The organism is Saccharopolyspora tripterygii (assembly GCF_054778355.1).
In genome coordinates this window covers 117,785-144,728 of the sequence record NZ_BAAGZP010000015.1, presented here as the reverse complement: position 1 = coordinate 144,728, position 26,944 = coordinate 117,785, and the positions used below count along the sequence as shown (strand labels likewise).

The window sequence follows — 26,944 nt, the reverse complement described above, 5'->3', positions numbered from 1 at the left end:
GACATGCCACGAGACTCGATGCCACCGGACGCCCACGATCACGTAGAGAGCGCTGAGATCCGAAAGGTGACCGTCGCGGCCGCCGCCGGCACGCTCGTCGAGTGGTTCGACTTCGCCATCTACGGCTTCTTCGCCACCGCGATCGCGAACGAGTTCTTCCCCAGCGGTGACACCACCGCCGGCCTGCTCCAGACCTTCGCCGTGTTCGCCGTCGCCTTCGCCATGCGCCCCCTCGGCGGCGTCGTGTTCGGATCGCTGGGCGACCGCCTCGGGCGCAAGGCCGTTCTGGCCATCACGGTCATCTTGATGTCGGTGTCGACCGGCGTCATCGGGGTGCTCCCGAACTACGCCACGATCGGCATCACCGCTCCCCTGCTGCTCGCGCTGGCCCGCTGCGTGCAGGGAGCCAGCGCGGGTGGCGAGTACGCCGGTGCCTGCACTTACCTGATCGAGCACGCAGGTGCGGACCGCCGCGCGCGGGTCGCGAGCTGGCTGCCCGCGGCCACGTTCGCCGCGTTCGCCGCCGCCGCGTCGCTGGCCTTCGCGCTGGAACTGATCATTCCTGAGGAAGCGATGGCGCAGTGGGGCTGGCGCATCCCGTTCCTGCTCGCGCTGCCGCTCGGGCTGGTCGGGTTCTTCATCCGCAGGCGCCTGAGCGAGAGTCCCGCGTTCCAGGAGCTCGGTTCGCAGCAGCGGAAGCACTCACCGCTGAGCGATGCGCTCAGGACGCAGGGCTCGGCGATGCTGCGCCTCGGCGGTTTCATCATGCTCACCGCGCTGTCCTTCTACCTGTTCTCGACCTACATGACGACCTACCTGAAGGTCACCGTGGGCATGGACGCCGACGTCGTCCTGGCCACCAACGTCTTGGCGCTGCTCGTCGCCGTCGCCGCCGCCCCGCCGATCGGCCGGATCTGCGACCGGATCGGGCGGCGCAGCACCATGTTCGCCGCCGCCGGAGCGCTCGCCGTGCTCACCGTTCCCGGCTATCTGCTGGCTTCGACGGGCTCGTTCGGCGGTGCGCTGCTCGGTCAGCTGATGATCGCCGCGGGCGCGGTCACCGCCAACGTGGTGACCGCGGTCCTGCTCTCCGAGGTGTTCCCGACCCGCGTGCGGTTCACCGCGTCAGCGGTGACCTACAACGTCGCCTACGCGCTCTTCGGCGGTACCGCGCCGTTCGTGGCGACCTGGCTGGTCTCGACGACCGGGAACGAGCTGGCGCCCGCGATCTACCTGACGGTCGTCGCCCTCCTCGCGTTCGCGGCGGCGGCCTCGCTGCCCGAGACCGCCGGCCGTGCCGTCACTTCGGCAGGTGGAGAGGTGGATTCGCCGCACCGCTCCCCAGCCGACCGGTGACTCGCGATCGGAGACCGCCCTCGGGACCGGCGCTCGCACCGGGCCCGAGAGCGCTCTGCGCGTAGACGTCTGTGAGGATGCGCAACGACTTCGTCGCTTCGCGAGGGCTGATCCAGAAGGGCTCCTCCGCGTCCAGACCGGCGTAGAAGTCGCGGATGAGGGCTTCGTGGGACAGGCCCCAGTAGGAGCGCCCGCTCGACGAGGCCCGGCGCTCGGCGACCGACTCGACCCGGCCGTCCTGGCGGGTGATGGTCAGGTCGCCGCGGAGGGAGAGGTTTCCGCGCTCCAAGGTGATGTCGATCGTGACCGGTGCGTGGACCACGTTCGCCAACGAGCCGAAGACGAGGCTGCGGGCTCCGCTCGCGTGGGTCAGGAGCATCTCCGCGGTGTCCTCGACCTCGATGAGGTCCCGGTAGAGGCGGGTGGAGGCGTTGCCCTCGACGTCCACCACGTCCCCGACGAGCCACTGCACCAGGTCGAGCGTGTGGATCGCCTGGTTGATGAGCAGACCTCCGCCGGCGGTGTCCCAGCGCCCTCGCCACGGCTTGGCGCGGTAGTAGTCCGGGGTGCGGGTCCACAGCACCGAGGCGGTCGCGCCGAGCACCGCACCCAGTTCGCCGGACTCGATCACGTCGCGGGCCGTCTGCGCGGTGCGGTTGTAGCGGTTCTGGAAGCACACGCCCACCCGGCTCGCGCTGCGCTCAGCGGCCTCGACCAGTCGCTCGGCCTCGTCGAGCCGGTGCGCCACCGGCTTTTCGAGCAGCACGTGCACCCCGGCGTCGAGGAAGTCCACCGCCACCGGCACGTGCTGGTGGTGCGGGGTGCAGATGTGGACGACGTCCGGGCGCAGCCGGGCCAGCAGCGCCCGGTGGTCGGTGAAGCCGGGAGCTCCGCACCGCTCTGCAGCGGCGGCCAGCACCGCCGGGTCCGCGTCGCAGACCCCGACCAGCTCGACCCCGTCGAGCGCATCAACGGCGTCGAGGTGGACCGACGAGACGTCGCCGCATCCGATCACCGCTGTGGTGGTCATCGGTGCTCGATCCCCTCGGAGTTCAGGATCTCGGTGAAGGCCTTCCACGCCTCGGTGAACAGGTCGGGGCCGGAGAACCCGCCGAGGGCGTGCGCCTGGGACAGGTGCGGTTCGAGGGAGAAGAACCCGTCGAATCCGTCCTCCCGCAACGCCCGCACGGTCTGCACCACTTCGCCGTCGCCGCGACCGGCCGCGCAGACCTCCCCGCCGGCGAGGTGCGCGTCCTTGATCTGCACGTACTCCAGGTGCGGGCGAATCTCCCGGTAGCCCTCGGTGAAGGGCCGGACGCCGACCTGCACGAAGTTCGCCGCGTCCCACGCGGCGCGCAGGTTCGGCGATCCCACCGACTCCAGGATGTCGACGCACCGTCGCGGGATGTCGCCGTAGATCTCCTTCTCGTTCTCGTGCAGCAGCACGACTCCGCCCCGCTCGGCCACGTCGGCCAGCGCCCGCATCCGCCGCAGCACCTCGTCGCGGGCGTCGTCGGGATCGCTGCCGGGACGCGGGTAGAAGGAGAAGACGCGGATGTAGCCGGCGCCGAAGCGGTGCGCGACCTCGACCGCGTGCCGGGCGCGGTCGAGGTGGGCTTCGAAGTCGTCGTCGAGGGAGATCTTCCCGATCGGGGACCCGATGCTCGACACCCGCAGGCCGTGGGCGCCGAGGATCTCCTCGGCCCGCGCGAGCTGATCGGCATCGAGGTCGAGCACGTTCGTGTGCCACGCGCTGCGGAATTCGAGGTGGGACAACCCGAGCTCGGACAGCAGCGCGGCCTGTTCCTGCAAGTCCGGCGAGATCTCGTCGGAGAATCCCGAAAGCGTCCACATGCGGCGTGCTCCTCACTGAGCGGGGCCGGAACGGTGCCCCCTCACCATGGAGCGCAGCACGTGGCCCTCCTACCTGTTGCCGTTTGTTGCCACCCGGACAGTCGAGGCGATGCGGAAACAGCTGGCAACCCGTTGTCGAGCCCGGGGCGGAACCGCACAGTCGACCGCACGAGTCCGCCGGCATGCTCACCAGACGAAGGAGATCCGCCCATGCCCAGGAAGGTCCGCCTCGGGATCATCGGTTTCGGGGCCCAGGGCTCCGCCTACGCGAAGTTCATCACCGAGGGCCTGGTCCCGAACGTGGAGATCGGTACCATCGCCGACACCGACCCGGAGCGCCGAGCTGCCGCCGCCGACGAGCACGCCGTGCCGGTGCACGCCGATCACCGGTCGCTGCTGGCCGGTGGTGAGGTCGACGCGGTCGTGACGACCGTGCCGCACTACCTGCACGCGGAGATCGGGATCGACGCCCTGGCCGCCGGTGTGCACGCGTTGGTGGAGAAGCCCGCCGGGGTCTACACCAAGCAGGTCCGGGAGCTCAACGACTTCGCCGCGCAGCACCCCGAGCTGACGTTCGGGATCATGTTCAACCAGCGCAACAACCCCCTGTACCAGCGGATCAAGCAGATCGTGGACGACGGGGAGATCGGTGCGATCCGGCGGACGAACTGGATCATCACCACCTGGTGGCGACCGCAGGGCTACTACGAGCAGTCCGCGTGGCGGGCCACCTGGGGCGGTGAGGGCGGCGGCGTGCTGGTCAACCAGGCGCCGCACCAGCTGGACCTGTGGCAGTGGATCTGCGGTGTTCCGCAGTCGGTGTCCTCCAAGGTCGCCTACGGGTTCCGCCGGGACATCGCCGTGGAGGACGAGGTGACCGCGGTGGTCGACTACGGCGGCGGAGCCACCGGCACCTTCGTCACCTGCGTGCACGACCTGACGGGAACCGATCGGCTGGAGATCCTCGGCGACCGCGGCAAGATCGTCGTCGACGGGTCCAAGACCGCCACGATCACCCGGCTGGTCGCCGACGAGCGCGAGCTGTCAAGCGCCATGGGCATGGACGACGTCCGCAAGCTCTTCAGGGGCGAGCTGGACCCGACCACGTACTACACGCAGGAGGTCCTGGAGTTCGCATCCGCCTGGGGCGAGCAGCACTCGGGCGTGCTGGAGAACTTCGCGGCGAACATCCTCGACGGCACCCCGCTGATGGCACCGGGCAGCGACGGCATCAACGGCGTGCGGCTCGCCAACGCGATCCACCTCTCCAGCTGGCTCGGGCGCGAAGTCCCGATCGACTTCGACGAGGACCTCTACCTCTCCGAGCTCAACGAGCGGATTCGGCAGGAGGGTGTGTTCCCCGAGCGTCCGACCGGCGCCTGACGCTGCGTTCCGCGACCGGCGTGCGCCTGGGCAGGCGGACGCCGGGAAGTGGTGCGCGCATGCGCCGAACAGCACCGCGACCGGCCGATTTCCTACCGGTTGCAACTGGCGGCAACCACTTCTGTCCCGTTGTGACGTCTGTCGCAATGGAGCGCACTCCGGGCGGGACAACGGAGGTTCACCGCCGTCCCGCCCACACACCCGCGGTCGCGCAACGGTGAGCGCCCGGCGAAAGGAAACCCGAGATGAGCGCGAACCACCCACCAGGTTCCGACTCCTCAGGCACGTCGACTACCGGAAACCTCGCGGTGGAACCGGATTCGCCGCGAGCGACACCCTCGAAGGGCAACGGCAAGGCCATCGGAACGCTCGCCGCGGCGAGCGCGATCGACAACTCCGAGAACAGCCTGATCAACAACTTCTTCCCGCTGATCCGCGACGCGTTCGGGCTCAGCCTGGGCGCGCTGGGCATCATGGCGAGCCTGTCCCGCTTCGCCCGGATGATCGCCGGGCCGCTGTGGGCGATGGCCGCCGACCGGTTCGGCCGCAAGAAGGTGCTGTTCATCGTGACCGGACTGTGGGGGCTGTGGACGGCTTCCGCCGGTCTCGCACCGAACTTCACCACGCTGCTCGTCCTCTACAGCATCGGCGTGCTGGGCACGGTCGCCTCGGAACCCATCACCAACGGGCTCCTCGGTGACCTCTTCGACGACGAGAAGCGCGGGCGCGCCTACGGAACCGTCCGCTCGCTCGGCTCGCTGATCGGCATGGCCCTCGGACCCGCCATCGCCCTGTTCGCCAAGAACCCCGAGGGCTGGCGCTACGGGATGTTCGCGATGGGCGGGCTCAGCGTGCTCTCCGGCGTGGGGATCCTGCTGTTCGTCAAGGAACCGCGGCGCCGCACCGCGGTGGCCGACGACCCGGAGGTCGGCCGGTTCCGCCTTTCCGACGCCGTCAAGCTGTTCAAGATCCCCACCATCGCACTGCTGGCCGGCATGCTCCCGCTGGTCACCAGCTTGGTCCTGTTCACCTACTTCGTCACCTTCATGGTCGACGCGCGCGGCTGGGAAGTGCCCTCGGCAGCCCTGCTCTACTCCGTGTTCTCCGGCGGCATGGCCCTGTCGTCGTTCGTCGGCGACTGGTTCGTCAAGCGGTTCGGCCACAAGGGACGGGTCATGCTGATGCAGATCTACCTGGCCGCCGTCGCAGGGATGTCGGTAGTGGCGCTGCAGTTCGACTGGGGCAAGGGCTTCGCCGCGTACGTGGTGATGTTCCTCTTCGGACTGATCGTGCTGATCGGGTTCTCCGCCTGCGTGCTGCCGATGGTGTCGGCCGTCGCGCCGACGCAGCTGTCGGCCACCGCCTTCGCCGCGCTGTTCTCCCTGATCCAGGGCGGTCTTTCGGCTCTGCTGACGCTGGCGATGGGATTCCTCGGCGAGGCCCTGGGCACGACGCAGGTGATGTTCTACCTCGTGACCATCCCCTACCTGATCAACGCGCTGTACTGGTTCGCCTTCTACAAGACCTATCCCGCCGACGTCGCCAAGCAGGCCGAGCGCACCGCCGCAGTCGAAGCGGGCACGTTCTGACCGGAGCCCGGAACGGCTCCGCACCCACCGCACACCAGGGAGATCGCATGGCAGTTCTCGGCGTTCAGATGATGATGCTCAAGCAGCAGGTCGCGGAGCAAGGCATGTTCCCGGTCCTGAGGCAAGTGCGGGACTTGGGTTACGACGCGGTCGAGGTCTCGCAGATCCCGATGGACGAGGCGAACACCGCCGGGCTCGAAAAGGGCATCACGGAACTAGGTCTCGACGTCGGCGCGCTGTCGGTGGCCCTTGAGCGCACCGCGTTCGCCACCGGCGACGCCCTGGACACCGATTTCGACAAGATCGTCGGCGATTGCCGACGCCTGGGCACCCGCTACGTGCGGATCGGGATGATGCCCCACGACGCGATGTCGTCGAAGTCCGCGTGCGAGGCCTGGGCCGCGGAGTGCGAAGCGCAGGCCCAGCGACTCGGGCGCGAGGGCATCACGCTGCTCTACCACAACCACCACGTCGACCTCGCGCAGTACGAGGGCGAACGGATCTTCGACCTGGTCCGCCGGGTAGCAGCGTCGGTCGCCTTCGAGGTCGACCTGTTCTGGGTGCAGCGCGGCGGCATGGCACCGCTGGACATGCTCGCGGAGTACTCGGGGATCTGCAAGACGATCCACCTCAAGGACTTCCGGGTGCTCCCGCTGCCGCCGGAGTCTGCGGAACTGCTGGCCTCGGGCGATCCCGAGGACCGCGCCCGGTTCATGACCCTGTTCAACACCAACGTCCAGTTCGCGGAAGTCGGGCAGGGCAACATGAACTGGCCGGCGCTCCTGCCGGCCGCGCGACGAGCCGGCGCGGACTACTTCTTCGTCGAGCAGGACGACCAGTACGGCCGGGACCCGATGGACTGCCTCCGCGACTCCCGCGACTACCTCCGCAGCATCGGCTACTAGCGGCACCTGGCCGGTGGGTTCCAGCGGGGATTCACCGGCCCGGTGCCGGGCGCTGCTCGACGGAAGCCAGGACCTGCGGTGTCATGGTGCGCAGGAACGGCGGGATCGTGATCAGCACCGCGACGGCGAACACGGCCAGCGCGGCGCGCATCCCGAAGAGCTCGCCGAGCAACCCGACCGAACCGGCGCCCACCGGCATCGCGCCCCAGCTGAACAGCCGCGCCACAGCGCTGTAGCGGCCCATCATCTCGGGTTCGACGAGGTGCTGGGCGATGGTGCGGGCGTTGACGGCCCACAACGTGCCGCCCATCCCGCCGAAGAACGCTCCGGCCGCCAGCACCCACGGCTCGGTGGTCACCACCGGTGCGATGACCATGGCGAACGTGCCGACGAGGTCGGCGAACAGCACCCAGCGCTGCCCCATCAGGCGGTTGAGGGCGGTGACGCTCAGCGCTCCGACGAGCCCGCCCGCTCCCAGCGCGCTGAGCAGCATCCCGTACTCCCGAGGCCCGAGGCCCAAGACGGTGGTGGCCATCAGCGGCATCAGCGCCAGCCAGGCTCCCCAGCAGGAGCACAGCACGGTCAGCACCAGCGCCATCAGCCGCAGCAGGCGGCGCTCCCACACGTATCGGAGCCCCTCTCCGATCCGCGCGCTGACGCTCACCTCCCGGTGCTCTCGCACGACTCGGAATCGGCCGACCAGCAGCACCAGCACGGCGGTGGCCAGCGCGTACCCGGCAGCGGTGGCGCCGAGCGCGAAGGTGCTGCCGACCGCGACCAGCAGGCCGCCGACGAACGGACCGCAGAACTCGTTGCACACCGTTTCGGCACCGGTGATCCAGGCGTTCGCCCGCTCCCGCCACTGCGGGCCCACAGCTGACGGGGTCAGGGCCATCGCCGAGGTCGACGCGATCACCTCGGCCACGCCCAGAGCGGCGCTGCCGGCCAGCAGCAGCGGAAACCCCAGACCATCGGAGGTCCACGCCGCGAGCAGGGCGGCGAGGGTCAGCAGGCGCATCCCGTTCGCGAGCCACAGCAGTGCGCGCCGGTCGAACCGGTCCACCAGCACGCCCACGTGCAGCGCGGTGAGCAACCACGGCAGCGTCAGGGCCAGCGACACGGCCGCGACCAGGCCGGGCGAGCGGGTCAGGGTCGTCGCCAGCAGCGGCAGGGCGATCTTCAGCACGCCGTCCGCGAGGTTGGTGATCGCCGTGAACACCACCAGCACGAGGGTGTTGTGCCCGCTGCGATCACCCGTCCGCGCGGTCCCGGATCGTTCGGCCAGCCCGTCCATCAGCACCCCTCCGTCATAACCATCTAACGCACTTAGGTGGTGATGAGCGTAGCGGGATCCGTGGCGCCGCATCAGGCCAACGGATAACCTGTCAGAGACTTGACCGGTTAATGGCGGCTGGGGAGGAGGTGCGCATCGTGGAACCGTCACCGCACGCGGAGCTGGTGATCTCCTTCGCCAACACGCTCGACGTCGAGGACGGCACCGACGCGCTGAGCCAACCGAGCCACCTCGCCCGATGGCTTGTCACCACCGGTCTGACCGCCCGAACACCGCGGGTGACCGGCGCCGACCACGACCGCTGCCTGCGGCTGCGCAGCGGTGTCCGCGAACTGCTCGGCACCGAGGAGCAGCGCTCGCACGTGCTCGCCGACGCCACCCCGGTTCTGCGCGAACTCCCGCTGCTGGTCTCGCTCACGCCGGGGTCGGTGCTGCACCCCGATCCAGAGCTGCCCGCGACGTCGCGCGCGCTCGCGACCATCGCCGCAGCGCTCGCCTCCACGCTGCTCACCGGCGAGATCGCACGGGTCAAGCGGTGCCCCGCCGAGGACTGCGGCTGGGTGTTCTGGGACTCGACGAAGAACCGCAGCCGCCGCTGGTGCTCCATGCGGGTCTGCGGCAACCGCAGCAAGGCCCGCACCTTCGCCGGCCGCAGCCGCCCGTCTCAGGGGCGCACCGCGTAGGTCACGTGGAGGACCCGGCTCGTGCCCCGGGCGCTCACCTGCTCCAGCGTCAGCGGTGGCACGCCTTCGAACACCCGCGTGCCCGCGCCGAGAACGAGCGGCACGATGTGCAGCCGCAACTCGTCGAGCAGGCCTGCGGCGAGGTACTGGTTGATGGTAGTCGCGCCGCCCTGGACCGCCACGTCGCGGTCGCCTGCGGCGGCGCGCGCCTGAGCGAGCGCCGCCTCGATCCCGTCGGTGACGAAGCGGTACGTGGTGCCGACGTCCATCGGCTGCGGCTCGCGCGCGTGGTGGGTGAGGACGAAAACCGGCGCGTGGAAAGGAGGATCGTCACCCCACCAGCCGTTCCACGGCCGATCCCACTCCCCGCGGACCGGACCGAACATGTTGCGGCCCATGATGAACGCGCCTGCGGCGGCCACCTGGTCGATCTCGGCGCGGTTCTCCGCGGCGCCGTCGAACATCCACGCGTGCAGCGCGCTGCCCCAGCCGTCGCCTCCGTCCTCGCCGAACGGCCGCTGCTCGCTCTGGTTCGGCCCGGCGGAATACCCGTCGGCCGACACCGTGATGTCGCTGATCACCCTGCCCGTGCGTCGCTCTCCAGTCCGGACGGCACTCCCCCGAGTCTGCGCCACCCAGGACCGCACCGCACGAAGGGCGCCAGCTTTGACGCAACCGCCTGAGGTCGACCGGGGACGCTCGTCGGGTGGGTGGACGGCTACCGCCGCAGCAGGCCACACCGACGAGCTCTGATCACTGCGTCAGGCGGGGTCTTCGTCGAGTTCGGCGAGGACGGCTTCCGTGTGCTCGCCGATGCTGGGGATGGGGTCCATGCGGGGTGCGCGTCCGGGCGCGGTCACCGGGGGGTGCAAGGTTCGGAGTGTGCCCACCGGTGAGTCGACCTCGTGCCAGCGATTGCGTTCTGCCAGCTGGGGGTGGTCGGCGAACTCCTGCACGGTGCGCATCCGGGCGTTGGCGATCTGGGCCCGGTCCAGGCGCTCGACGACGTCGTCCGCGGCCAGCTCGGCGAACGCGGCCTCGATGGCGGCGGTCAGTTCCCGCTCGTTGTCGACGCGATCCGGGTTGGTGGCGAACCTCGGATCATCCGCCAGGTCCGGGTGTTCCAGCACCATCTCGCACAACTTCCGCCACTCGCGGTCGTTCTGGACCGCCAGGAACACCTGGGATCCGTCCCCGGCGTGGAACGGGCCGTACGGCGCGATCGCGGCGTGCCGCGCGCCGGTCCGCGACGGGGACTTGCCGCCGTACACCGTGTAGTAGTACGGAAATCCCATCCACTCCGCGAGAGCGTCCAGGAGGGACACCTCGAAAGCGCTCCCCTCACCCGTGCGCTCGCGTTGGAAGAGCGCGGTGAGCACTCCGGAGTAGGTGTACATGCCGCCCGCGATGTCGGCGACCGAGATGCCCGCCTTCGCCGGCTCCTCCCGGCCACCGGTGATCGAGACCAGCCCGGCCTCGCACTGCACGAGCAGGTCGTAGGCCTTCTTGTCGCGGTAGGGCCCGTCGCTCCCGTAACCGGACAGGTCGCCGATGATCAGCCTCGGGTGACGCGAGCGCAGCTCCTCGGCGCCGAACCCCAACCGCGCCGCGGCGCCGGGCGCGAGGTTCTGCAGGAACACGTCGGCCTTGGCCAGCAGCTTGTGCATCGCCTCCCGCCCTCCCTCGGACTTGAGGTCCAGGACGACGCTCTCCTTGTTCCTGTTGAGCCACACGAAGTGGCTCGACATCCCGTTGACCGTGGCGTCGTAGTCGCGGGCGAAATCGCCGCCCTCCCGTTCCACCTTGATCACCCGCGCGCCGAGGTCGGCCAGTTGGCGACTCGCGAACGGTGTGGCGACGGCCTGTTCCAGGGCGACCACGACGATGCCCTCGAGCGGAAGCATGTGCTCGTCCTCCCGGTTGTGGTGAGCGGCGTCAGTGCGTGCTGCGGCGGAGTTTCACGCGGTAGGAGTACTGCTCGGGCAAGAAGTGGTTGATCGCCAGCTCGACCGGTTGCTGCTCGGTGTTGAGGTAGATCCGGTCCACGCGCAGCAGCGGGTCACCGACGTGGCAGCCGAGCGCGTCGGCGAGCGTGCGCTCGGCAGCCGCAGCGGTGATGCTCTGCTCGGCTTCCGCGATCGGCGAGGGCAAGCGCGTGTCCAGCAGTCCGATGATCGTGGCATCGCTGACCGCCCCCTCCTGCCCGAGTTCCGGCACGTCATCGAGGGCGGCCGCGGCAGCGGGATGCAGGTGAACCGTGGTGTGGCAGAACGAATCACCGAAGTGCGTGCGGCGGAAGACCACCGTGTGCACGACATCGCTGTCGAGCCGGAGACGACTGGCGGCTTCGATGTCGACCTGCCTGCGCAACGGCCGGAGCACCTCCAGCTGGGTGTCCAGCGACAGCCCCATCAGGTCCTCGATGGACCCGAACTGGCGCAGGTACTGGCCGTCGCGAGGAGCGGCGAACGTTCCGCGCCCGGGCACGCGGTAGACCATGCCCTCGGCCACGAGGTCGTGGAAGGCGCGGCGCACCGTCTGGCGGCTGACCTCGTACTCGTCGGCCAGTTCCGCCTCGGTGGGCAGCCGCGTGCCGTCGACGTAGCGGCGCTGCAGGATCGCCTGCCGCAGTTCGCGGGCGAGGACCTTGTACGCCGCTTCGCCGCCGTGCTCCCTGGTGCTCATTCCCGAAGGCCCGTCGGTCGTCCCGAGTTCGCGGTGGTCATGGGGTGATCATCCATCGAGTCCGCCGCGCGCGATCAGCTGGGAGGTGATGACGTTGCGCTGGATCTCGTTGGTGCCCTCGCCGACGATCATCAGCGGCGCGTCGCGGAAGTAGCGCTCCACGTCGAACTCCGTGGAGTAGCCGTAACCGCCGTGCACGCGGACCGCGTCGAGCGCGATCTCCATCGCGGCCTCCGACGCGTAGAGCTTGGCCATGCCCGCCTCCATGTCGCAGCGCTCGCCGCCGTCGTAGCGGTCGGCGGCCAACATCACCAGCTGGCGGGCCGCGGTGTACTTGGTGGCCATGTCGGCGAGGTGGTTGCCGACCGACTGGTGCTTCCAGATCGGTTTGCCGAAGCTCTCCCGCTCCTGCGAGTAGCGCAGCGCGTCGTCGAGCGCTGCGCGGGCGACTCCCAGAGCTCTGGAGGCGACCTGGATCCGCCCGATCTCCAGACCCTTCATCATCTGCGCGAAACCCCGGCCCTCCTCGCCGCCGAGCAGCGCGTCCACCGGGGCGCGGTGGTCGGTGAAGGACAGCTCGCAGCTCTCCACGCCCTTGTAGCCGAGCTTGGGCAGGTCCCGGGAGACGGTGAACCCGTCGCCGGGTTCCACCAGGATGATGCTGATCCCCCGGTGCCTCGGTTCCGCGCCCGGATCGGTCTTGCACAGCAGCGCGATCAGCTGCGAGCGACGAGCGTTGGTGATCCACGTCTTCGACCCGTTGATCACGTAGTGGTCGCCGTCGCGGACCGCGCGGGTCGTCAGCGCTTGCAGGTCGGAGCCACCGCCGGGTTCGGTGAGCGCCATCGTGGCGCGGACCTCGCCGGTGGCCATCTTCGGCAGGTAGCGCTGCTTCTGCTGCTCGGTGCCGAAGGTGTGGATCAGCTTGGCGACGACCGTGTGCCCGCCCATCGCGCCTGCCAGGCTCATCCAGCCCCGCGCGAGCTGTTCGGTGACCTGCACGTAGCACGGCGTGGACACGGCGACTTCGCCGTAGGGCTCGGGGACGGCGAGGCCGAAGATGCCCAGCCGCTTCATCTGCTCGATGAGCTCCTCGGGGTACTCGTTGGCGTGCTCCAGGTCGCGGGCGACCGGGCGCACGTCGCGGTCGACGAAATCGCGCACGGTGTCGACGATCGCCTGCTCTTGCTCGTTCAGGGTGTTCACGCGGGGTCCTTCTCGTGTCGGCTCATCGGTACGCCGGTCGTGGTGCCGGGAAACTGATCGGCGAGGAGCGCGGAAGCCCGCTCCCAGTCCACTCCGGACAGCAGTTCGGGAACATCACGTCCGCAGTCGGCGACTTTCGCGTCCATGTCCTGTTCGGACGGAGGTCTGCCGGGGGATCCCGGGGGCAGCTCCAGCTCGACGGCGTGCCGGGTTCCGTCCCGCAAGGACGCAGTGATCTCGACCTGGCCGGCCAGCAGCCAGTCCCCACCCGGTGCTTCCTCCACCGCCACCCGCCGCACGAGGCGCTGGGCTTCGGCCCGGTTCACGGCCTGGTCGGTGAAGCTGGCGAAGCCGGGGTGCGGGTCCAGAACGGCCGCCGCGACGGCGTACTCCATGCTGAACTTGCCCTGCAGACCGGTTTTCGGCCGGTGGTGGATCAGCGGCTGCACCGCGCATCCGGGCGTGCGCACCACGATCTCGTCCACCTCGTCGGGCGCGATCGGGCCCGGCAACTGCTCGCGCAGAGCGCTGATCGGGCGTTGCAGCGCGTAGCAGCACGGGAACATCTTGATCGCCAGGCCGCCGGGAACCGCAGGTCCGGACACGGCGATCCTGCCGGGGTCACCACCGACCAGGTGCAGCCAGGCGTCCAAAGCACTCGGGTCCGCCGTGGCGCCGGCCGCCGACAACCGGGCCGCCCGCACCCCGGCCTCCGCGGCGAAGCCGACCTGGAGGGACTTGCCGGAGGTGCCGAACGCGCGCTGCACGCCGCCGGCCGCGGGCACCGCGAGGGCGATCGCCGTCGCGATCCGCTCGGGCGACAACCCGAGGGCGACAGCGGCGGCGACGGCCGCGCCGGGCGCTCCGGCCGTGCACGTCGCGTGCCAGCCCTCGGCGTAGTGCGACCAGCCGAGCGCGACGCCGATGCGCGCCATGACCCCGGCTCCCGCCAGGTAGGCCCGCGCATCGCCACCGGCCGCGAGCGTCGCGGGCACGCAGACCACGCTGATGTGCGTGGTCGACTCCATGTGCAGGTCGTCGAAGTCCAGCACGTGCCCCACGGCCGCCCAGCGCGCCGCATCGGGCAGCCCGGAAGCGATGCCGACCAGCTCGTCGTCGCGAGCGGCGAGGGTGACCGCGAGGGTGTCGACCAGGGAGCGCTGCGCGAGGACCAGATCCACGGGCTCCGGGACGAGGTCGTGCGCCCACCGCGCCAGCGCCTCAGCGGTCGATGTCATCCGCGCTCCCGATCGTGCACGGTGCGCGCGACGCGAACCCCGGACCGGGAGTCGCTGCGGGTACCGCGAGGGTCGAATAATGTACGGCCAATTGTGCAAGCGCGACCACCATCTGTCAACGCCCGGGATCGTGGACTAATCCCTTTGGCAGAACGCGGATTCCGACTCTCGACTTGACACCCTCCGCACGCAGCGAGAAACTGCTGGAGCTTTGGCCGTACATATCTGAGTACGAATCCCGCCAGTCCGCCGGGCCCCTCCCGGCTCGGATCGCAACCTCCACCGGCACCGGCGTTCCCGCTGGAACGCCAGGGGCGACGCACCTCTCCTGCCGACCTCCTCACCCCGCGTCCTCGCACTTCCGAAAACGTCCGCAGAGGTGATCGATGAAGACCCGCGCTGCAGTCCTGGAAGAAGGAAGCAAGGAGTTCGACATCGTCGAACTCGACGTCGACGAACCGAAGGTCGGCGAGGTGCAAATCAAGTTCACCGCCGCCGGCCTGTGCCACTCCGACCTGCACCTGACCGACGGGGTCTACGGGGATTCACCCCGGTACCCCATCGTCGGAGGCCACGAGGGCGCCGGGATCATCGAGGCGGTCGGCCCCGGGGTCACGCACGTCGAGCCCGGTGACCACGTGGTGTGCAGCTTCATGCCCAGCTGCGGCGTCTGCCGGTACTGCGCCTCCGGCCACTCGAACCTGTGCAACCTGGGCGCGAACATCCTCAAGGGCCACATGCCCGACGGCACCTTCCGCTACCACCGGGACGGCCGCGACCTCGGCGGGATGTGCATGCTCGGCACGTTCTCCGAACGCGCCACCATTCCGGCCCGCTCCGCGGTGAAGGTCGACCCGTGGCTCCCGCTGGAGGTGGCCGTGCTCGCCGGCTGCGGCGTACCGACGGGCTGGGGCTCCGCGGTCAACGCGGGAGGCGTGAAAGCCGGTGACACGGCGGTGATCTACGGATCCGGCGGTGTCGGGATCAACTCCGTCCAGGGCGCTGCGCACGCCGGGGCCAAGTACGTGGTCGTCGTCGATCCCGTGGAGTTCAAGCGGGAGACCGCGCTGGCGCTCGGGGCGACCCACGTCTTCGCCGACGCGGCGGACGCGGCCGCCAAGGTCAACGAGCTCACCTGGGGAGAGGGCGCCGATCAGGCGATCCTGACCGTCGGCGTCATGGACGAGGTGGTCGTCCGGCAGGCGTTCGACATCGTCGGAAAGGGCGGCACGATCGTGGTGGTCGGCCAGGCGAACCCGGAGAACCTGACCATCCAGCTGCCCAGCGCGATGTTCACCCGCAACGAGAAGGTCATCCGGGGCGCGCAGTTCGGCTCGTGCAACCCGCAGCACGACATCATCAAGCTGCTCCGGCTGTGGAACGCCGGCGGTCTCAAGCTCGACGAGCTCGTCACCAAGACCTACACCCTCGACCAGGTCAACGAGGGCTACCAGGACCTCAAGGACGGGAAGCTCATCCGAGGCGTCATCGTGCACCAGTGAAGGAGGCTCGGCATGCCCGACAACGACAAGATCAAGGTCACGATCATCCCGACCGGAACCATGCACGCCGACCTCACCTGGCTGCTGATCGACCCCAACCGAATGGCCACGCAGAAGCAGCCTTCGAAGCAGCGCGATTGGGTCGAAGTCCCGACGCACGTCGTCTACCTGGAACACCCCAACGGCCAGAAGCTGATGTGGGACGCGGGGGTTCCGCGCGACTGGGAGGACCGCTGGGGCCCGACCGGTCTCGACCAGTTCTTCCCGGTCGACACCGTGCCCGAGCAGGAATGGCTGGACTCGCGGCTCGAACAGCTGGAGATCGAGCCCGGCGACATCGACTACCTCGTGCTGTCGCACCTGCACATGGATCACGCGGCCAACGCGCAGTTCTGGCAGCGAGCGGGCACGAAGATCATCGTCGATGAGAAGGAGAAGGAGGGCGCGTTCTCCTTCGACGGCTACAACAAGGGCGCGCACATCAAGTCCGACTACGACGGGCTGGAGATGGACACCGTCAGCGAGGACACCGAGCTGCTGCCCGGCGTCACGTTGCTGCGCACTCCCGGGCACACGTGGGGAACGATGAGCCTGCAGGTCGACCTCGCCGACTCCGGAACCATGCTCTTCGCCTCGGACTCGTTGTACCGCAGGGAATCCTACGGACCACCGGCCATCGGGGCGGGCATCGTCTACGACTCGGTGGCGTGGCTGGAATCCGTGGAGAAGATCCGAGGTATCCAGGAGCGCACCAACGCGCAGGTGATCTACGGCCACGACCCGGAGCAGATCACCCAGCTGCGCACCGGACCCGGCAACTACTACACCTGATCTCCCCGGCCGGCCGTCCCCTGGAGCGGGACGGCCGGCCGCTTCCTCTCGGAGGTGAGCGGTCATGCCGATGTACGACTACGCCTGCACCTGCGGAACGCGGTTCGAGGTCATGGTGGCGTCCTGGTCCTCCCCCGCACCCGAGTGCCCGGACTGCGGCGCGACCACCACGCGACGCCCACCCTCACCCGCGATGCACGGGCGAGCCGCGCCCCCGCCGCCGATGACGTCCGCGCCGCAGTCCTGGGAAGGCCTCAACCGCGGCGACCGGGACACCATCGCCCACTGGCGCCGAACGGTGGAGCAGCGCCGGGACTTCGAGGACCGCCATCCCGAGCACCGGCAGCGACGAGAAGCGGTCGCCGCCCACGAAGGCCGCTTCGAACGCGACCCCCTCACCTACCGGGAGCTGGCCGCCCGAGCCGCCACCACCGGCGACGCCAACCACGCAGCAACGGAGGCGAGCCGCGCCAGGCGCACCCCCGACACCTGACGCACTCGCCAGTTCCCAGTTTTAGTCCGAACTGAGCCGACATTTCGGACATGATCATGGCTCGGTTTGGACTAAGGGGTCGTTTCAGAATGCGGCGGAGCCGCTGTTTCAGGTGTGGGACTCAGCTGGCACCGCTGTGGCCTTCCCCTGCGGGGATTTCTCACCCGTCGTCTGGCGAGTACGCCGCGACGCCGTGTATTGGCATACATCAGGAGTGGCGCACGGAGTCCAGGCGGCGTGTGAGGTTCCGCTACCCGCACCGCCAAGCAAGGTGATTCTGCAACGACCCCTAAAACTGGGACCGGGCGAGGATCGTGGAGCGCGAGTCGCCCTGTGGACGGTTATAAGACGTGGCCGCTGCGCGGATTGGGGGTGGTGTGGTTCGGGTGGCGTGGGCGTGCGGGGGTGGAGAGTTCTGGGGTGCTGTTGGCATCGTCACTGTTGGTGGGTTGGGTGGGGTTCGGGAGTTAGGGTTCTGGGTGTTCTGGCTCAGGTTATAAGCGGTGGGGGTTTCGGGGTGGGAGAGGCCGTTGCGCCGTTGAGGACGAAGAGCGACGCGGCGTACGAGACGGTGCGCGAGAAGATCCTCTCCGGGGAGTTCCCGCCCGGATCGGTGCTCAACCAGGCGACCCTCGCCCAGACCATCGGCATCAGCACGACCCCGCTCCGCGAAGCGCTGCGGCGGTTGAAGGCCGAAGGGCTCGTCGAGCTCGGCGCCCATCGCGACGCCAAGGTCACCGAGCTCAAGGCGGAGGAGAACCGCGACCTGCTGGAGATGCGCCGCGCGCTGGACCCGCTGGCGGCTTCGCTGGCCGCGGACCGCCGCACCAAGGACGACATCGCCGAGATCCGCGCCTCCCTGGACGGCCTGCGCGCGATGCCCGGCAACCCCGATGTCGCCGACCTGCTGCGCCACCGGCGATTCCACCGCGCGATCCACCACGCCTCGCACAACGATCTGCTCATCGAGAGCCTCGAAGCCCTGTGGGACAAGGCCGACCGGTACCGCAGGTTCGCGCTGGAGGTCGACCGCGGATCCGAGGCCGAGGCGAAGAAGGACGAGGAGCACCGGATGCTCGCCGAGGCGATCATCGCCGGTGACTCCGACGGCGCGGCAGCGGTGATGCACGAGCACATCGACAGCAGCCTCGCCGCCGTCCAGGCGAGCCGCAGGCTCTGGCAGTGACCACGCCGAGCCGCCAGGTCTGGACGCTGCTCGCGCACGCCACGCTGACCCAGCTGATCACCTTCGTCCTGCGTCCCTCCACCACCTACCGCGCGCTGGAGCTGGGCGTCCCGCCGTCGCTGCTCGGCGTGCTCTCCGGCAGCTTCGCCCTGGTCCCGCTCGTGCTGGCGCTGCCGGCCGGGCACATCGTCGACCGGCTCGGCGAACGTCGCGTCATGCTGGCGGGAAGCCTGCTGATGTGCGCCGCAGGGGTTGTCCTGCTCGCGCTCGGTCACACCGTCGCCGGCCTGGTGGCGGGCAGCATCGTGCTCGGCACCGCCCACCTGGGCGCGATCGTCGGGCAGCAGGCGCTGGTCGCCAACAGCACCAGCAGCGGACGGATGGACTCGGCGTTCGGCTACTACACCTTCGCCGCTTCGCTGGGTCAGGCCGCGGGACCGCTGATGATCGTGGGTTTCGGCGGCTCGCAGGCGATTCCGGACACCACCCCGATCTTCCAGGGCAGCATCGCGATCGCGATCGTGCTCTTCGCCCTCACCTTCGCCATCTCCGACACCAGGGCCGAGCGCGGACCGGCCGCGACCGAGAACGTCGGCGTCCGCTCGCTGCTGCGGCTGCCCGGACTCGCCGGAGCGCTGCTCACAGCGTGCACCGTGCTCGCCGCGGTCGACATCTCGCTGGTGTACTTGCCCGCGCTCGGGGCCGAACGCGGCATCGCGTCCTCGCTGATCGGCACGCTGCTGGTGCTGCGCGCCGTCTCGTCGATGGCTTCGCGGTTCTTCCTCGGGCGCCTCTCGGAAGTGCTCGGACGACGACGGCTGCTGATCCTGAGCATCTTCGGCGCGGCCATCGGGATCACCGTCGCCGCGGCCCCGGTGCCGGTGTGGCTGCTGCTCGTCGCGGTCACCGTCGCCGGATTCGGCCTCGGCGTCGGCCAGCCGCTGACGATGTCCTGGCTCGCCGAGTCCGCCCCACCGGGAGCGCGCGGCAGGGCGATGTCCTTGCGGCTCACCGGCAACCGCGCGGGACAGGTCTTCATCCCCGGAGCCGTCGGAGCGGTCGCGGCGGGTCTCGGCGCCGCGGGCGTCCTGTGGGTCACCGCCGCGGGACTGGCCCTCACCGGAGTCCTCGCGCGCAAGCTCCCCGTCGACCGCGCGGGCTGACTCACCCGGGGCGGTCGGAGCGCAGCAGCCGTTTGAGGATCTTGCCGGTGGCGTTGCGCGGCAGGGCGGGGACCTGCGACACCGCCCTCGGGCACTTGTAGTGGGCCAGTCGCGACCGGGTGAAGTCGAGCAGTGCCCGTTCGTCGACCGGCTCGCCGTCCTCGCAGACCACGTAGGCGGTCACGCTTTCGCCCCACTTCTCATCGGGCGTGCCGATCACCGCCGCCTCGGCGACGCCCGGGAATTCCAGGACGACCCGCTCGACCTCGGCCGGGTAGACGTTCTCACCACCGGTGATGATCATGTCCTTGACCCGGTCCTCGATGTAGAGGTAGCCATCGTCGTCCTCGCGACCCGCGTCGCCGGTGCGCAACCAGCCCTCCGGGGTGATCGTGTCCGCGGTGGCATCGGGCAGGTTCCAGTAGCCGGACATCCGCTGCTCGGAGCGCACCCAGAACTCGCCCAGCTCACCGGGTTCGACGTCCTCACCGGTGGCCGGGTCGACGACCCGGACCTCGTTGCCCGGCAGCGGCCGGCCCGCCGACGCGCGCAGGTGGGTGCGCTGCTCGTCGCGGTGCTCCTCCGGCCCGAGGACGCAGAACACGCCGGACATCTCGGTCATCCCGTACACCGAGTAGAGCGGGGTCGGCAGCGAGCGCAGCACCCGCGCCATCAGCGGAGCCGGCATGGGCGATCCGCCGTAGCCGAGCACCTCCAACGTCGCGGACGCCGTGCGCGCTCTCTCGCCCTCCTCCAGCAGCGCGTGGATCACGGCGGGGACGAAGAACGCGTGCGTCGCCCGGGTTCTCTCGATGAGGTCCAGCAGCGGGGCCGGGACGATCTCGCGGACGAGGACGGTGCGAGCACCCGCGCTCAGGCTGCCCAGCGCCCAGCTCGTGCCGCCGACGTGGAACAGCGGCATCGCGACGATGACGATCGAGTCGGCGTCCATCCGGTAGGCGGGTGTGAGCGCCCGGGTGTGGGCCATCATGCTGCGCTGGGTCAGCATCGCGCCCTTCGGCCAGCCCGTCGTGCCGGAGGTGTAGAGCTGCAGGAAGCAGTCGTCCGGCCCGGACTCACGGGCTTCGGCGACCGCATCGGCCACGGCCAGCCGCTCCTCGTACTCGTCGTCGTCACCGCCGAGCGGGATCACCTCGCGCAGGTTCGGCAGCCGGTCCCGCACCTCGTCCACGAGCCCGGCGAACTCGGCGCCGACGACCACGACTCGCGCCGTGGAGTCGTTGAGCACGTGCACGAGCTCCTCGGCGGCGAGCCGGAAGTTGACCACGGTGTTGACCGCGCCGATGAGCGAGGCCGCGAGGGTCAGTTCGAGGCAGGCGAGGTGGTTCTTGTCCACCACGGCGAAGCGCTCACCCGGTCCGACCCCGGAGGCCCGCAACGCACCGGCCGCGCGCCGGACGCGGTCGTCGAGCTGCGCCCAGGTCAACCGGCGCTCGCCGAAGACCACGGCTTCCTCGTCGGGCTTCTCGGCCGTCCACCGCTCGACGAAGTCGTAGATGCGGGAGTCCTCCGCGACCATTGCGAACCTCCTCGTCGAGGCGAGCGGACCATGCGCGCGATCAGCCTACGACGCATCGCCCATCCGGAGCCAGGCACGCGCGACGCCGGTCGTGTCCGACGATCCCCTGGTCGGTGGCCTGCACCACCGGCAGGACCCGGATCGGAATACCTGCTCCCGCGCGTTGTTGAACCGCGTGCGCACCCGCCCGCCCACGATCGCGTGAGGTCGATGCTGAAGATGACACCTCCCACCCACCCGCCGGGGACGCCACCCCGCACGGCGACGGTGGTGGTCATCGGCGGCGGGCAGTCCGGGCTGTCCGCGGGCTACCACTTGCAGCGCAGGAACTTCCTGAGCGCGCTGGAGCACCCCGACGCCGACCGGAACTTCGTGGTGCTCGACGCGGGCGAGGCCGCCGGTGGCGCCTGGCGACACCGCTGGGAATCGCTCCGCATGGCGACCGTTAACGGCATCTTCGGCCTGCCCGGGTTCCCGCAGCCGCCGGTCGCCCCGGAGGAACCCAGCCGCGATGCGGTGCCGCGCTACTTCGGGGCCTTCGAGGAGGCCACTGAGCTGCCGATCCTGCGACCGGTGGCGGTCACCGCGGTCCGCTACGACTCCCCCGGCCCCGACGGCGACCTCGTCGTGGAAACCGACCAGGGGGCGTGGGTGACCCGCGCGATCATCAACGCGACCGGCACCTGGACCAACCCGGTCCTCCCCCACTACCCGGGCCGCGACACGTTCACCGGCACGCAGCTGCACACGAAGGACTACACCGCGGCCGAGAGGTTCGCGGGCCTGCGCGTCGCCCTCGTCGGCGGCGGGATCTCCGCGATCCAGCAGCTGGAGGAGATCTCCAGGGTGGCGACGACCTTCTGGTACACGCGCCGCGAACCGGTGTTCCGCGACGACGAGTTCGACGCCGACGCGGGGCGCGAGGTCGTCGCGAAGGTCGCCGCCGACGTGGAGGCCGGGCGTCCGAGCGGCAGCGTCGTGTCCTACACCGGACTGCCGCGGACCTCCTACGCCACCGCCGCCCAGCAGCGCGGCGTCCTGCGACGCCGACCGATGTTCACCGCGATCGAGCCGACGGGCCTGCGCGAAGCCGACGGGACCTTCACGCCGGTGGACGTCATCCTGTGGGCCACCGGGTTCAAGCCCGCGCTGAACCACCTGGACCCGCTCGCGCTGCGCAACGAGTTCGGCGGGATCCAGGTCCGCGGAACGCAGGTCGTCGGCGAACCGCGTGTCCAGCTCGTCGGTTTCGGCCCATCGCAGTCGACGGTCGGTGCCAACCGCGCCGGACGGGACGCGGTCAGCGCCCTCGTCCGCCACTTCCGCGAGCATGAGCCGGTCGCCGCCGCTGCGCGGTGACCGGCGACGCCCCCGGTCAGGAGTCGGGCAGTCCGAGCGCGCGGTGGGTGAGCGCGTCCAGGGTGTCGAGGAGGCGTTCGGTGTCCGGCGTGTCGTCGCCCTGGACGATCCACAGGTAGAGCGAGTGGTCGATCATCGCCGCCAGAGCGCGTGCGGTCATCTCGGCGTCGAGATCGTCGGGCACCAGGCCGTCGCGCTGCCACCGGCGGATCGCCCTGGTGGTCCTCGCGATCGACGTCGCGCGGTGCTTGCGCCGCAGCTCCTGGAACTCCTCGTTGAACGTGGCCACCTGCTCGACGATCGCCATCATCTTCGCGTTGCGCAGGTAGCCCTCGTAGTAGGCGCGGTTGGCGCGGCGGATCCGCTCCGCCGGGGACGCACCACCGCCGGGGAGGCCACCGCGATCGGTCATCTCGCCGAACAACCGGTCGGCGACCTCGAGGAATGCCGCTTCTTTGGACGGGAAGTAGGTGTAGAAGGACCCGTAGGCGACCTGCGCGCGGTCGGCGATGTGCGCCACCCGAGTGGCCGGGAAACCTCGCTCCTCGAACACCTCCCGCGCCGCGATGAGCACCTTCTCGCGGGTGCGCGCGCCTCGCTCGGTCAGCGGTGCGCTCCCCTGCGCGCCACCACCGGGAGCGGCGGAATCCGCCCTGCCGGACATGCTTTCGCCCCTTCCACCAGGTCTTGACAACCCGGTGCGCACCGGATCACGCTTCGTAGCATCTGCACAGTTGATATGACTGTCAAGTCAGCCAACGGAGGCGTCAATGTCGACGACCAACGCGGAGTTCGAGCTCGGGGGCATCAACCACCTGGCTCTGGTCTCCTCGGACATGCAGCGCACCATCGACTTCTACAGCGGTGTTCTCGGCATGCCGCTGATCAAGACCATCGAGCTGCCCGGTGGTGGGGGCCAGCACTTCTTCTTCGACTGCGGTGGCGGTGACTGCGTGGCGTTCTTCTGGTTCCCCGACGCCCCCGACGCGGCGCCCGGGATCTCGGCGCCGGCTTCCCGCCCCGGTGAAGGTGAACTGCTCAGCGCCGTCGGGTCGATGAACCACGTCGCCTTCCACGTACCGGTGGCGAAGTTCGAGGAGTACCGGGATCGGCTGCGGGACAAGGGCGTCGAGGTCAGCCCGATCCTCAACCACGACGACAGTCCGTCCACAGTGGCCCGCACCTTGCACGAAGGGGTCTTCGTGCGCTCCTTCTACTTCCAGGACCCCGACGGAATCCTGCTCGAATTCGCTTGCTGGACGCGCGGATTCACCAAGGCGGACGTCTCGCACGCTCCCAAGACCGGCGCCGACCGCACGGTGGAGGATCGCAGTGCCGCGCCTGCGTGAGGTCCCGCGCACCGAGGTCGGCGACGAGCGGATCCTGCACTTCTACGACCGGCTGTTCGGCCCGGACCGCGATCCCGCCGTGGACCACGGCACGGCCACCGGTACGCCCGGTGACTGGTGGACGGTGTTCGCCCAGTGCCCGGACGTCTTCCAGCACGCAGTGCGCGGGTTCGCGCTGTACCGAAGCTCCAGCCTCGATCCGGTGCTGCGGGAGCTGGGTCAGTGCCGGGCGGGGTGGGCGCGCGGGAGCCAGTTCGTCTTCTCCCAGCACTGCAAGCAGATGCGCGCCCTGGGCCTGTCTGAGGAGAAGATCACCGCGATCCCCTCGTGGCAGGTCGCCGACTGCTACTCCGCACCCGAGCGGTCCGTGCTGGCCTACACCGATGCCCTGGTGCTGGACGGGGGCCGGGTCCCCGATGCGGTCTTCGCCGAGCTGGGCAGGCATCTCGACGAGGACGAGATCCTGCAGCTGACCTACATCACCTGCATGTACGACATGCACGCGACGATCGCCAAGGCTCTGCGCCTGGAGTTCGACGACCGCCCGGAACCGGTGGTCGAGGTCGCGGCACCGGAGGGCTACGGCAGCCGCGACATCGCCGAAGACCTCGCCGGGGGACGCTGATGCGCTCCCCTCCCGGCGCTGGGAGGATGAGGCCGCCTTGCAACGGTTCTCGTCAGTTTCGGAGGTTGTCCGGTGGGAGATCTGCTGGGATCCAGCGGTGAGCCGAGGGCGCGGTTGCGCGCCCTGCTGCGCGACGAGCGGCCCGTCGTCGCGCCGGGTGCCTACGACGCCCTGTCGGCGGCCCTGGTGGAACGAGCCGGGTTCAGCGCCGTGTACATGACCGGCTTCGGCACCACTGCCTCGCTGATCGGGCGCCCGGACGTCGGACTGCTCACGGCCACCGAGATGATCGACCAGGCGAGCCGGATCTCGGCCGCCGTCGACGTTCCGGTGATCGCCGACGCCGACACCGGCTACGGAAACGCTGTCAACGCGGCTCGCACCGTCCGCGGTTACGAACGGGCCGGAGCGGCCGCGATCCACCTGGAAGACCAGGTGTTCCCCAAGAAGTGCGGCCACATGAGCGGCAAGGAGGTCATCCCCGAGCAGGAGATGGTCGGCAAGGTCCGAGCGGCGGTCGCCGCCCGGACCGATCCGGACTTCCTGCTCATCGCCCGCACCGACGCCGCAGCGGTGCACGGCCTGGACGACGCCCTCGACCGCGCGAAGGCCTACGCCGAGGCGGGCGCGGACCTGCTGTTCGTGGAGGCGCCCACCGACGAGCGCAGCATCGTCCGGATCTCCGAGGAGCTGGCCGGCGTGGCACCGCTGGTGTTCAACTGGGTCGAGGGCGGGCGCACGCCCCCGATCCCGCTGGACCGGATCGCCGAGCTCGGCTTCGCGCTCGTCCTCTTCCCCATCGGCACGTTGCTGGCCGCCACCGCGGGAATCCGGTCGTTGCTGGACACGATCCGAACCGACGGCACGCCGGCCGCAGCGATGCCCGGGCTGCCCACCTTCGCCGAGTTCACCGACCTGGTCGGGATGCCCGAGGTCCAGGAGCTCCAGCAGCGCTTCGCCTCGGACTGATCCGGCTCATCGACCGGCCGGGGCGCTCTCCGGGGAGTCGTCGGCGAGCGCGTCCACGATCTCGTCCGCGGCTTCCGGAGCATCCCGGCGGATCGCGCCGATCCCGATGAACAGCACCAAGGAGACCAGCACCGGCGTCACCACCGTGATCGCGTCGCTGAGGTGGAACGCGTACTTGACGAGCCCGTAGCTGATCAGCCCGCCCGCCCAGGAAACCAGCGCCGCCGTGGGCCCGACGTGCCGGAACGGGCGCAGCATGCCCAGCATCAGCGGGATCGAGATCGGCCCGATGAGCGCACCGACCCAGGCGACGATGATCCCCAGGACTCCGCCCAGGCTCTCGGCGTTGATGGCGATCACGACGCTGAGGAACACGAACGTCACCGTCAGGTACCGCCCGGCCTTCAACGACTGCTCGTCGGTGAAGGCGGCCGCACGCCGCCAGATCCGGGGCAGGACGTCGCGCGTCATGACCGCGGAGATGGCGGTGGCGTCGGAGGCGGCCATGGCCATGGTGTGCGAGAACACGCCCACGAGCACCAGTCCGAGCAGTCCGGCGGGCAGGAACTCGATGGCCATCTGGGCGTAGACGTCCTCGGAGTCCTCGACCTGGACCAGCAGCGGGGCCGCGAACATCGGCAGCATCAGCACGATCGGCCAGACCAGGTACAGCGCGCTGGAGAGCAGCGCGGTCCGCCTGGCCTGCGCGGAATCCGGTGTCGCCATGTAGCGCTGGGCCAGGTTCCACATGCCGCCGTTGTACTCGAACGTCTTGACCAGCATGTACACCAGCACGAAGTAGGCCGGGTACGACGTGGTGGTGGGGGCGGTGTGGCCTTCGGGCAGGGCGCTCCAGAAGCTCGCGTAGTCCAGGCCCTTGTCCGCCAGCGCGAAGCCGACGGCGCCGATCAACGCGAACGCGGCCACGCCCTGGATGATGAACTGCCCGAACTCGGTGAGCGCGTCCGCCCACAGGCCGCCCGCGGTGCAGTACACGAGGGTGACCGCGGCGGTGATCACGATCCCCCAGCCGAGCGGGACGCCCACGAACTTGTTGAGCAGCAGCGCCACCGCGGACCACTTGGCGGCCACGTCGAAGATCTTCAGCACCGACCCGCTCCACGCCAGCGCCTGCTGAGTGGTGACGTTGAAGCGCCGAGCCAGGTATTCCAGCGGCGAGGCGATGTCGTACCGCCTGCGCAACCGGTTCCACTTGGGCGCGAACAGGAAGGCACCGATGCCGGTCGCCACCGCCAGCGGGAACATGAACACCACGTAGGACACGATGCCCTGGTCGTAGGCCACTCCCGCGTAGGCCACGAACACCACCGCGCTGTAGCCCGACATGTGGTGCGAGATCCCCGCCAGCCACCACGGCATCCGGCCGCCTGCGCTGAAGTAGTCGGAGGTGGTGGAGATCTGCCTGTGCGACCACACACCGATGATCAGCATGACCAACAGGTACCCGGCGACGACCACCCAGTCCAAGAGATGCATGTGCATTCCTTCCAGCGCCGGGTGGGGCGGGCGACCCCTGCCCGGCGAACACAACATTGTGCGCGCGTCTGACGCCTGGACGCTGCCGAGTTCGCGGCGGCCTGGCAACCGGTTGCCGCCAGTTGCCGTCGACCCGGGTAGCAGGAACTTGATTCGCGGGCCCGACTCGCCTAGCGTGGCGACCGAACGACGGCCCGTGCCGTCGACAACCGAATACTCGCTCGCGGTCCGCCGCGG

25 protein-coding genes are annotated in these 26,944 nt (G+C 69.7%); 14 read left to right on the top strand and 11 right to left on the bottom strand.

What is annotated here, in order from left to right; translation table 11 throughout:
- Window positions 1-3: 3 nt before the first annotated feature.
- Window positions 4-1,356, top strand: coding sequence for an MFS transporter (locus ACYVF3_RS12590; protein ID WP_461154417.1), 1,353 nt, complete (start codon window positions 4-6; stop codon window positions 1,354-1,356).
- Here ACYVF3_RS12590 and ACYVF3_RS12585 read toward each other — a convergent pair.
- Both ACYVF3_RS12585 and ACYVF3_RS12580 read right to left on the bottom strand, forming a co-directional pair.
- Entirely contained in the window at window positions 1,301-2,386 is a 1,086-nt protein-coding gene (locus tag ACYVF3_RS12585; RefSeq protein ID WP_461154416.1) for a Gfo/Idh/MocA family protein, read from the bottom strand. The genes ACYVF3_RS12590 and ACYVF3_RS12585 overlap by 56 nt on opposite strands.
- Window positions 2,383-3,210: a sugar phosphate isomerase/epimerase family protein gene (locus ACYVF3_RS12580; protein WP_461154415.1), complete on the bottom strand. Its 828-nt coding sequence runs from the start codon at window positions 3,208-3,210 to the stop codon at window positions 2,383-2,385. The genes ACYVF3_RS12585 and ACYVF3_RS12580 overlap by 4 nt, the downstream gene beginning before the upstream one ends.
- A 210-nt stretch (window positions 3,211-3,420) precedes the next feature.
- Here ACYVF3_RS12580 and ACYVF3_RS12575 point away from each other — a divergent pair, with 210 nt between their 5' ends.
- From ACYVF3_RS12575 to ACYVF3_RS12565, 3 genes are all read left to right on the top strand, one after another.
- Complete coding sequence (locus ACYVF3_RS12575; RefSeq protein ID WP_461154414.1) at window positions 3,421-4,593, top strand: Gfo/Idh/MocA family protein; 1,173 nt, start codon at window positions 3,421-3,423, stop codon at window positions 4,591-4,593.
- 245 nt (window positions 4,594-4,838) lie between these two features.
- A complete protein-coding gene (locus ACYVF3_RS12570) occupies window positions 4,839-6,182 on the top strand; it encodes an MFS transporter (protein ID WP_461154413.1) in 1,344 nt (447 codons plus the stop codon).
- A 47-nt stretch (window positions 6,183-6,229) separates the two neighbouring features.
- Window positions 6,230-7,087: a sugar phosphate isomerase/epimerase family protein gene (locus ACYVF3_RS12565; RefSeq protein WP_461154412.1), complete on the top strand. Its 858-nt coding sequence runs from the start codon at window positions 6,230-6,232 to the stop codon at window positions 7,085-7,087.
- 31 nt (window positions 7,088-7,118) lie between these two features.
- Here the strand turns inward: ACYVF3_RS12565 and ACYVF3_RS12560 are convergent, their stop codons facing one another.
- Window positions 7,119-8,381, bottom strand: coding sequence for an MFS transporter (locus tag ACYVF3_RS12560; RefSeq protein WP_461154411.1), 1,263 nt, complete (start codon window positions 8,379-8,381; stop codon window positions 7,119-7,121).
- Window positions 8,382-8,518: 137 nt separating this feature from the next.
- On the opposite strand from ACYVF3_RS12560, the gene ACYVF3_RS12555 reads away from it, so the two are divergent.
- Window positions 8,519-9,064, top strand: a complete 546-nt coding sequence (locus tag ACYVF3_RS12555; RefSeq protein WP_461154410.1) for a CGNR zinc finger domain-containing protein — start codon at window positions 8,519-8,521, stop codon at window positions 9,062-9,064.
- On the opposite strand, the gene ACYVF3_RS12550 is transcribed toward ACYVF3_RS12555, so the two are convergent.
- The 5 genes from ACYVF3_RS12550 to ACYVF3_RS12530 all read right to left on the bottom strand — a co-directional run bounded on the left by ACYVF3_RS12550 (window position 9,046) and on the right by ACYVF3_RS12530 (window position 14,193).
- Window positions 9,046-9,645, bottom strand: coding sequence for a dihydrofolate reductase family protein (locus ACYVF3_RS12550; RefSeq protein WP_461154409.1), 600 nt, complete (start codon window positions 9,643-9,645; stop codon window positions 9,046-9,048). The genes ACYVF3_RS12555 and ACYVF3_RS12550 overlap by 19 nt on opposite strands.
- 180 nt (window positions 9,646-9,825) lie before the next feature.
- Window positions 9,826-10,968 carry a CaiB/BaiF CoA transferase family protein gene (locus ACYVF3_RS12545; RefSeq protein WP_461154408.1) on the bottom strand — a complete coding sequence of 381 codons (1,143 nt, stop codon included), beginning with the start codon at window positions 10,966-10,968 and terminating at the stop codon, window positions 9,826-9,828.
- Window positions 10,969-10,999: 31 nt separating this feature from the next.
- Window positions 11,000-11,749 carry a GntR family transcriptional regulator gene (locus ACYVF3_RS12540; protein WP_461154407.1) on the bottom strand — a complete coding sequence of 250 codons (750 nt, stop codon included), beginning with the start codon at window positions 11,747-11,749 and terminating at the stop codon, window positions 11,000-11,002.
- A gap of 48 nt (window positions 11,750-11,797) precedes the next feature.
- Window positions 11,798-12,955 carry an acyl-CoA dehydrogenase family protein gene (locus tag ACYVF3_RS12535; protein WP_461154406.1) on the bottom strand — a complete coding sequence of 386 codons (1,158 nt, stop codon included), beginning with the start codon at window positions 12,953-12,955 and terminating at the stop codon, window positions 11,798-11,800.
- Complete coding sequence (locus tag ACYVF3_RS12530) at window positions 12,952-14,193, bottom strand: MmgE/PrpD family protein (RefSeq protein WP_461154405.1); 1,242 nt, start codon at window positions 14,191-14,193, stop codon at window positions 12,952-12,954. Before ACYVF3_RS12530 ends, ACYVF3_RS12535 begins: the two co-directional genes overlap by 4 nt.
- Before the next feature lie 386 nt (window positions 14,194-14,579).
- Here ACYVF3_RS12530 and ACYVF3_RS12525 point away from each other — a divergent pair, with 386 nt between their 5' ends.
- The 5 genes from ACYVF3_RS12525 to ACYVF3_RS12505 all read left to right on the top strand — a co-directional run bounded on the left by ACYVF3_RS12525 (window position 14,580) and on the right by ACYVF3_RS12505 (window position 19,368).
- Complete coding sequence (locus tag ACYVF3_RS12525) at window positions 14,580-15,695, top strand: NDMA-dependent alcohol dehydrogenase (RefSeq protein WP_461154404.1); 1,116 nt, start codon at window positions 14,580-14,582, stop codon at window positions 15,693-15,695.
- 12 nt (window positions 15,696-15,707) lie between these two features.
- On the top strand, window positions 15,708-16,526 hold the full coding sequence (locus ACYVF3_RS12520; protein WP_461154403.1) for an N-acyl homoserine lactonase family protein: 819 nt from the start codon (window positions 15,708-15,710) through the stop codon (window positions 16,524-16,526).
- A gap of 64 nt (window positions 16,527-16,590) precedes the next feature.
- A complete protein-coding gene (locus ACYVF3_RS12515) occupies window positions 16,591-17,019 on the top strand; it encodes an FmdB family zinc ribbon protein (protein WP_461154402.1) in 429 nt (142 codons plus the stop codon).
- 538 nt (window positions 17,020-17,557) lie between these two features.
- Entirely contained in the window at window positions 17,558-18,205 is a 648-nt protein-coding gene (locus ACYVF3_RS12510) for a GntR family transcriptional regulator (protein ID WP_461154401.1), read from the top strand.
- The gene (locus tag ACYVF3_RS12505; protein ID WP_461154400.1) at window positions 18,202-19,368 is read left to right on the top strand and encodes an MFS transporter; all 1,167 of its coding nucleotides are present in this window, start codon (window positions 18,202-18,204) and stop codon (window positions 19,366-19,368) included. The genes ACYVF3_RS12510 and ACYVF3_RS12505 overlap by 4 nt, the downstream gene beginning before the upstream one ends.
- A 1-nt stretch (window position 19,369) precedes the next feature.
- On the opposite strand, the gene ACYVF3_RS12500 is transcribed toward ACYVF3_RS12505, so the two are convergent.
- Window positions 19,370-20,908 carry a long-chain-fatty-acid--CoA ligase gene (locus tag ACYVF3_RS12500; RefSeq protein ID WP_461154399.1) on the bottom strand — a complete coding sequence of 513 codons (1,539 nt, stop codon included), beginning with the start codon at window positions 20,906-20,908 and terminating at the stop codon, window positions 19,370-19,372.
- A 219-nt stretch (window positions 20,909-21,127) separates the two neighbouring features.
- Here ACYVF3_RS12500 and ACYVF3_RS12495 point away from each other — a divergent pair, with 219 nt between their 5' ends.
- Window positions 21,128-22,267, top strand: a complete 1,140-nt coding sequence (locus ACYVF3_RS12495; RefSeq protein ID WP_461154398.1) for an NAD(P)-binding domain-containing protein — start codon at window positions 21,128-21,130, stop codon at window positions 22,265-22,267.
- A 16-nt stretch (window positions 22,268-22,283) separates the two neighbouring features.
- Here ACYVF3_RS12495 and ACYVF3_RS12490 read toward each other — a convergent pair whose 3' ends face one another.
- Window positions 22,284-22,931: a TetR/AcrR family transcriptional regulator gene (locus ACYVF3_RS12490; protein ID WP_461154397.1), complete on the bottom strand. Its 648-nt coding sequence runs from the start codon at window positions 22,929-22,931 to the stop codon at window positions 22,284-22,286.
- A 106-nt stretch (window positions 22,932-23,037) separates the two neighbouring features.
- On the opposite strand from ACYVF3_RS12490, the gene ACYVF3_RS12485 reads away from it, so the two are divergent.
- The 3 genes from ACYVF3_RS12485 (at window position 23,038) to ACYVF3_RS12475 (ending at window position 25,210) form a co-directional block, all read left to right on the top strand.
- Window positions 23,038-23,616 (top strand): VOC family protein, encoded by a 579-nt coding sequence (locus tag ACYVF3_RS12485; protein WP_461154396.1) that lies wholly within the window; start codon window positions 23,038-23,040, stop codon window positions 23,614-23,616.
- A complete protein-coding gene (locus tag ACYVF3_RS12480) occupies window positions 23,600-24,241 on the top strand; it encodes a carboxymuconolactone decarboxylase family protein (RefSeq protein WP_461154395.1) in 642 nt (213 codons plus the stop codon). Before ACYVF3_RS12485 ends, ACYVF3_RS12480 begins: the two co-directional genes overlap by 17 nt.
- A gap of 72 nt (window positions 24,242-24,313) precedes the next feature.
- Complete coding sequence (locus ACYVF3_RS12475; protein ID WP_461154394.1) at window positions 24,314-25,210, top strand: isocitrate lyase/PEP mutase family protein; 897 nt, start codon at window positions 24,314-24,316, stop codon at window positions 25,208-25,210.
- A 6-nt stretch (window positions 25,211-25,216) separates the two neighbouring features.
- Here the strand turns inward: ACYVF3_RS12475 and ACYVF3_RS12470 are convergent, their stop codons facing one another.
- Window positions 25,217-26,707 (bottom strand): sodium:solute symporter family protein, encoded by a 1,491-nt coding sequence (locus ACYVF3_RS12470; protein WP_461154393.1) that lies wholly within the window; start codon window positions 26,705-26,707, stop codon window positions 25,217-25,219.
- Window positions 26,708-26,944 lie beyond the last annotated feature (237 nt).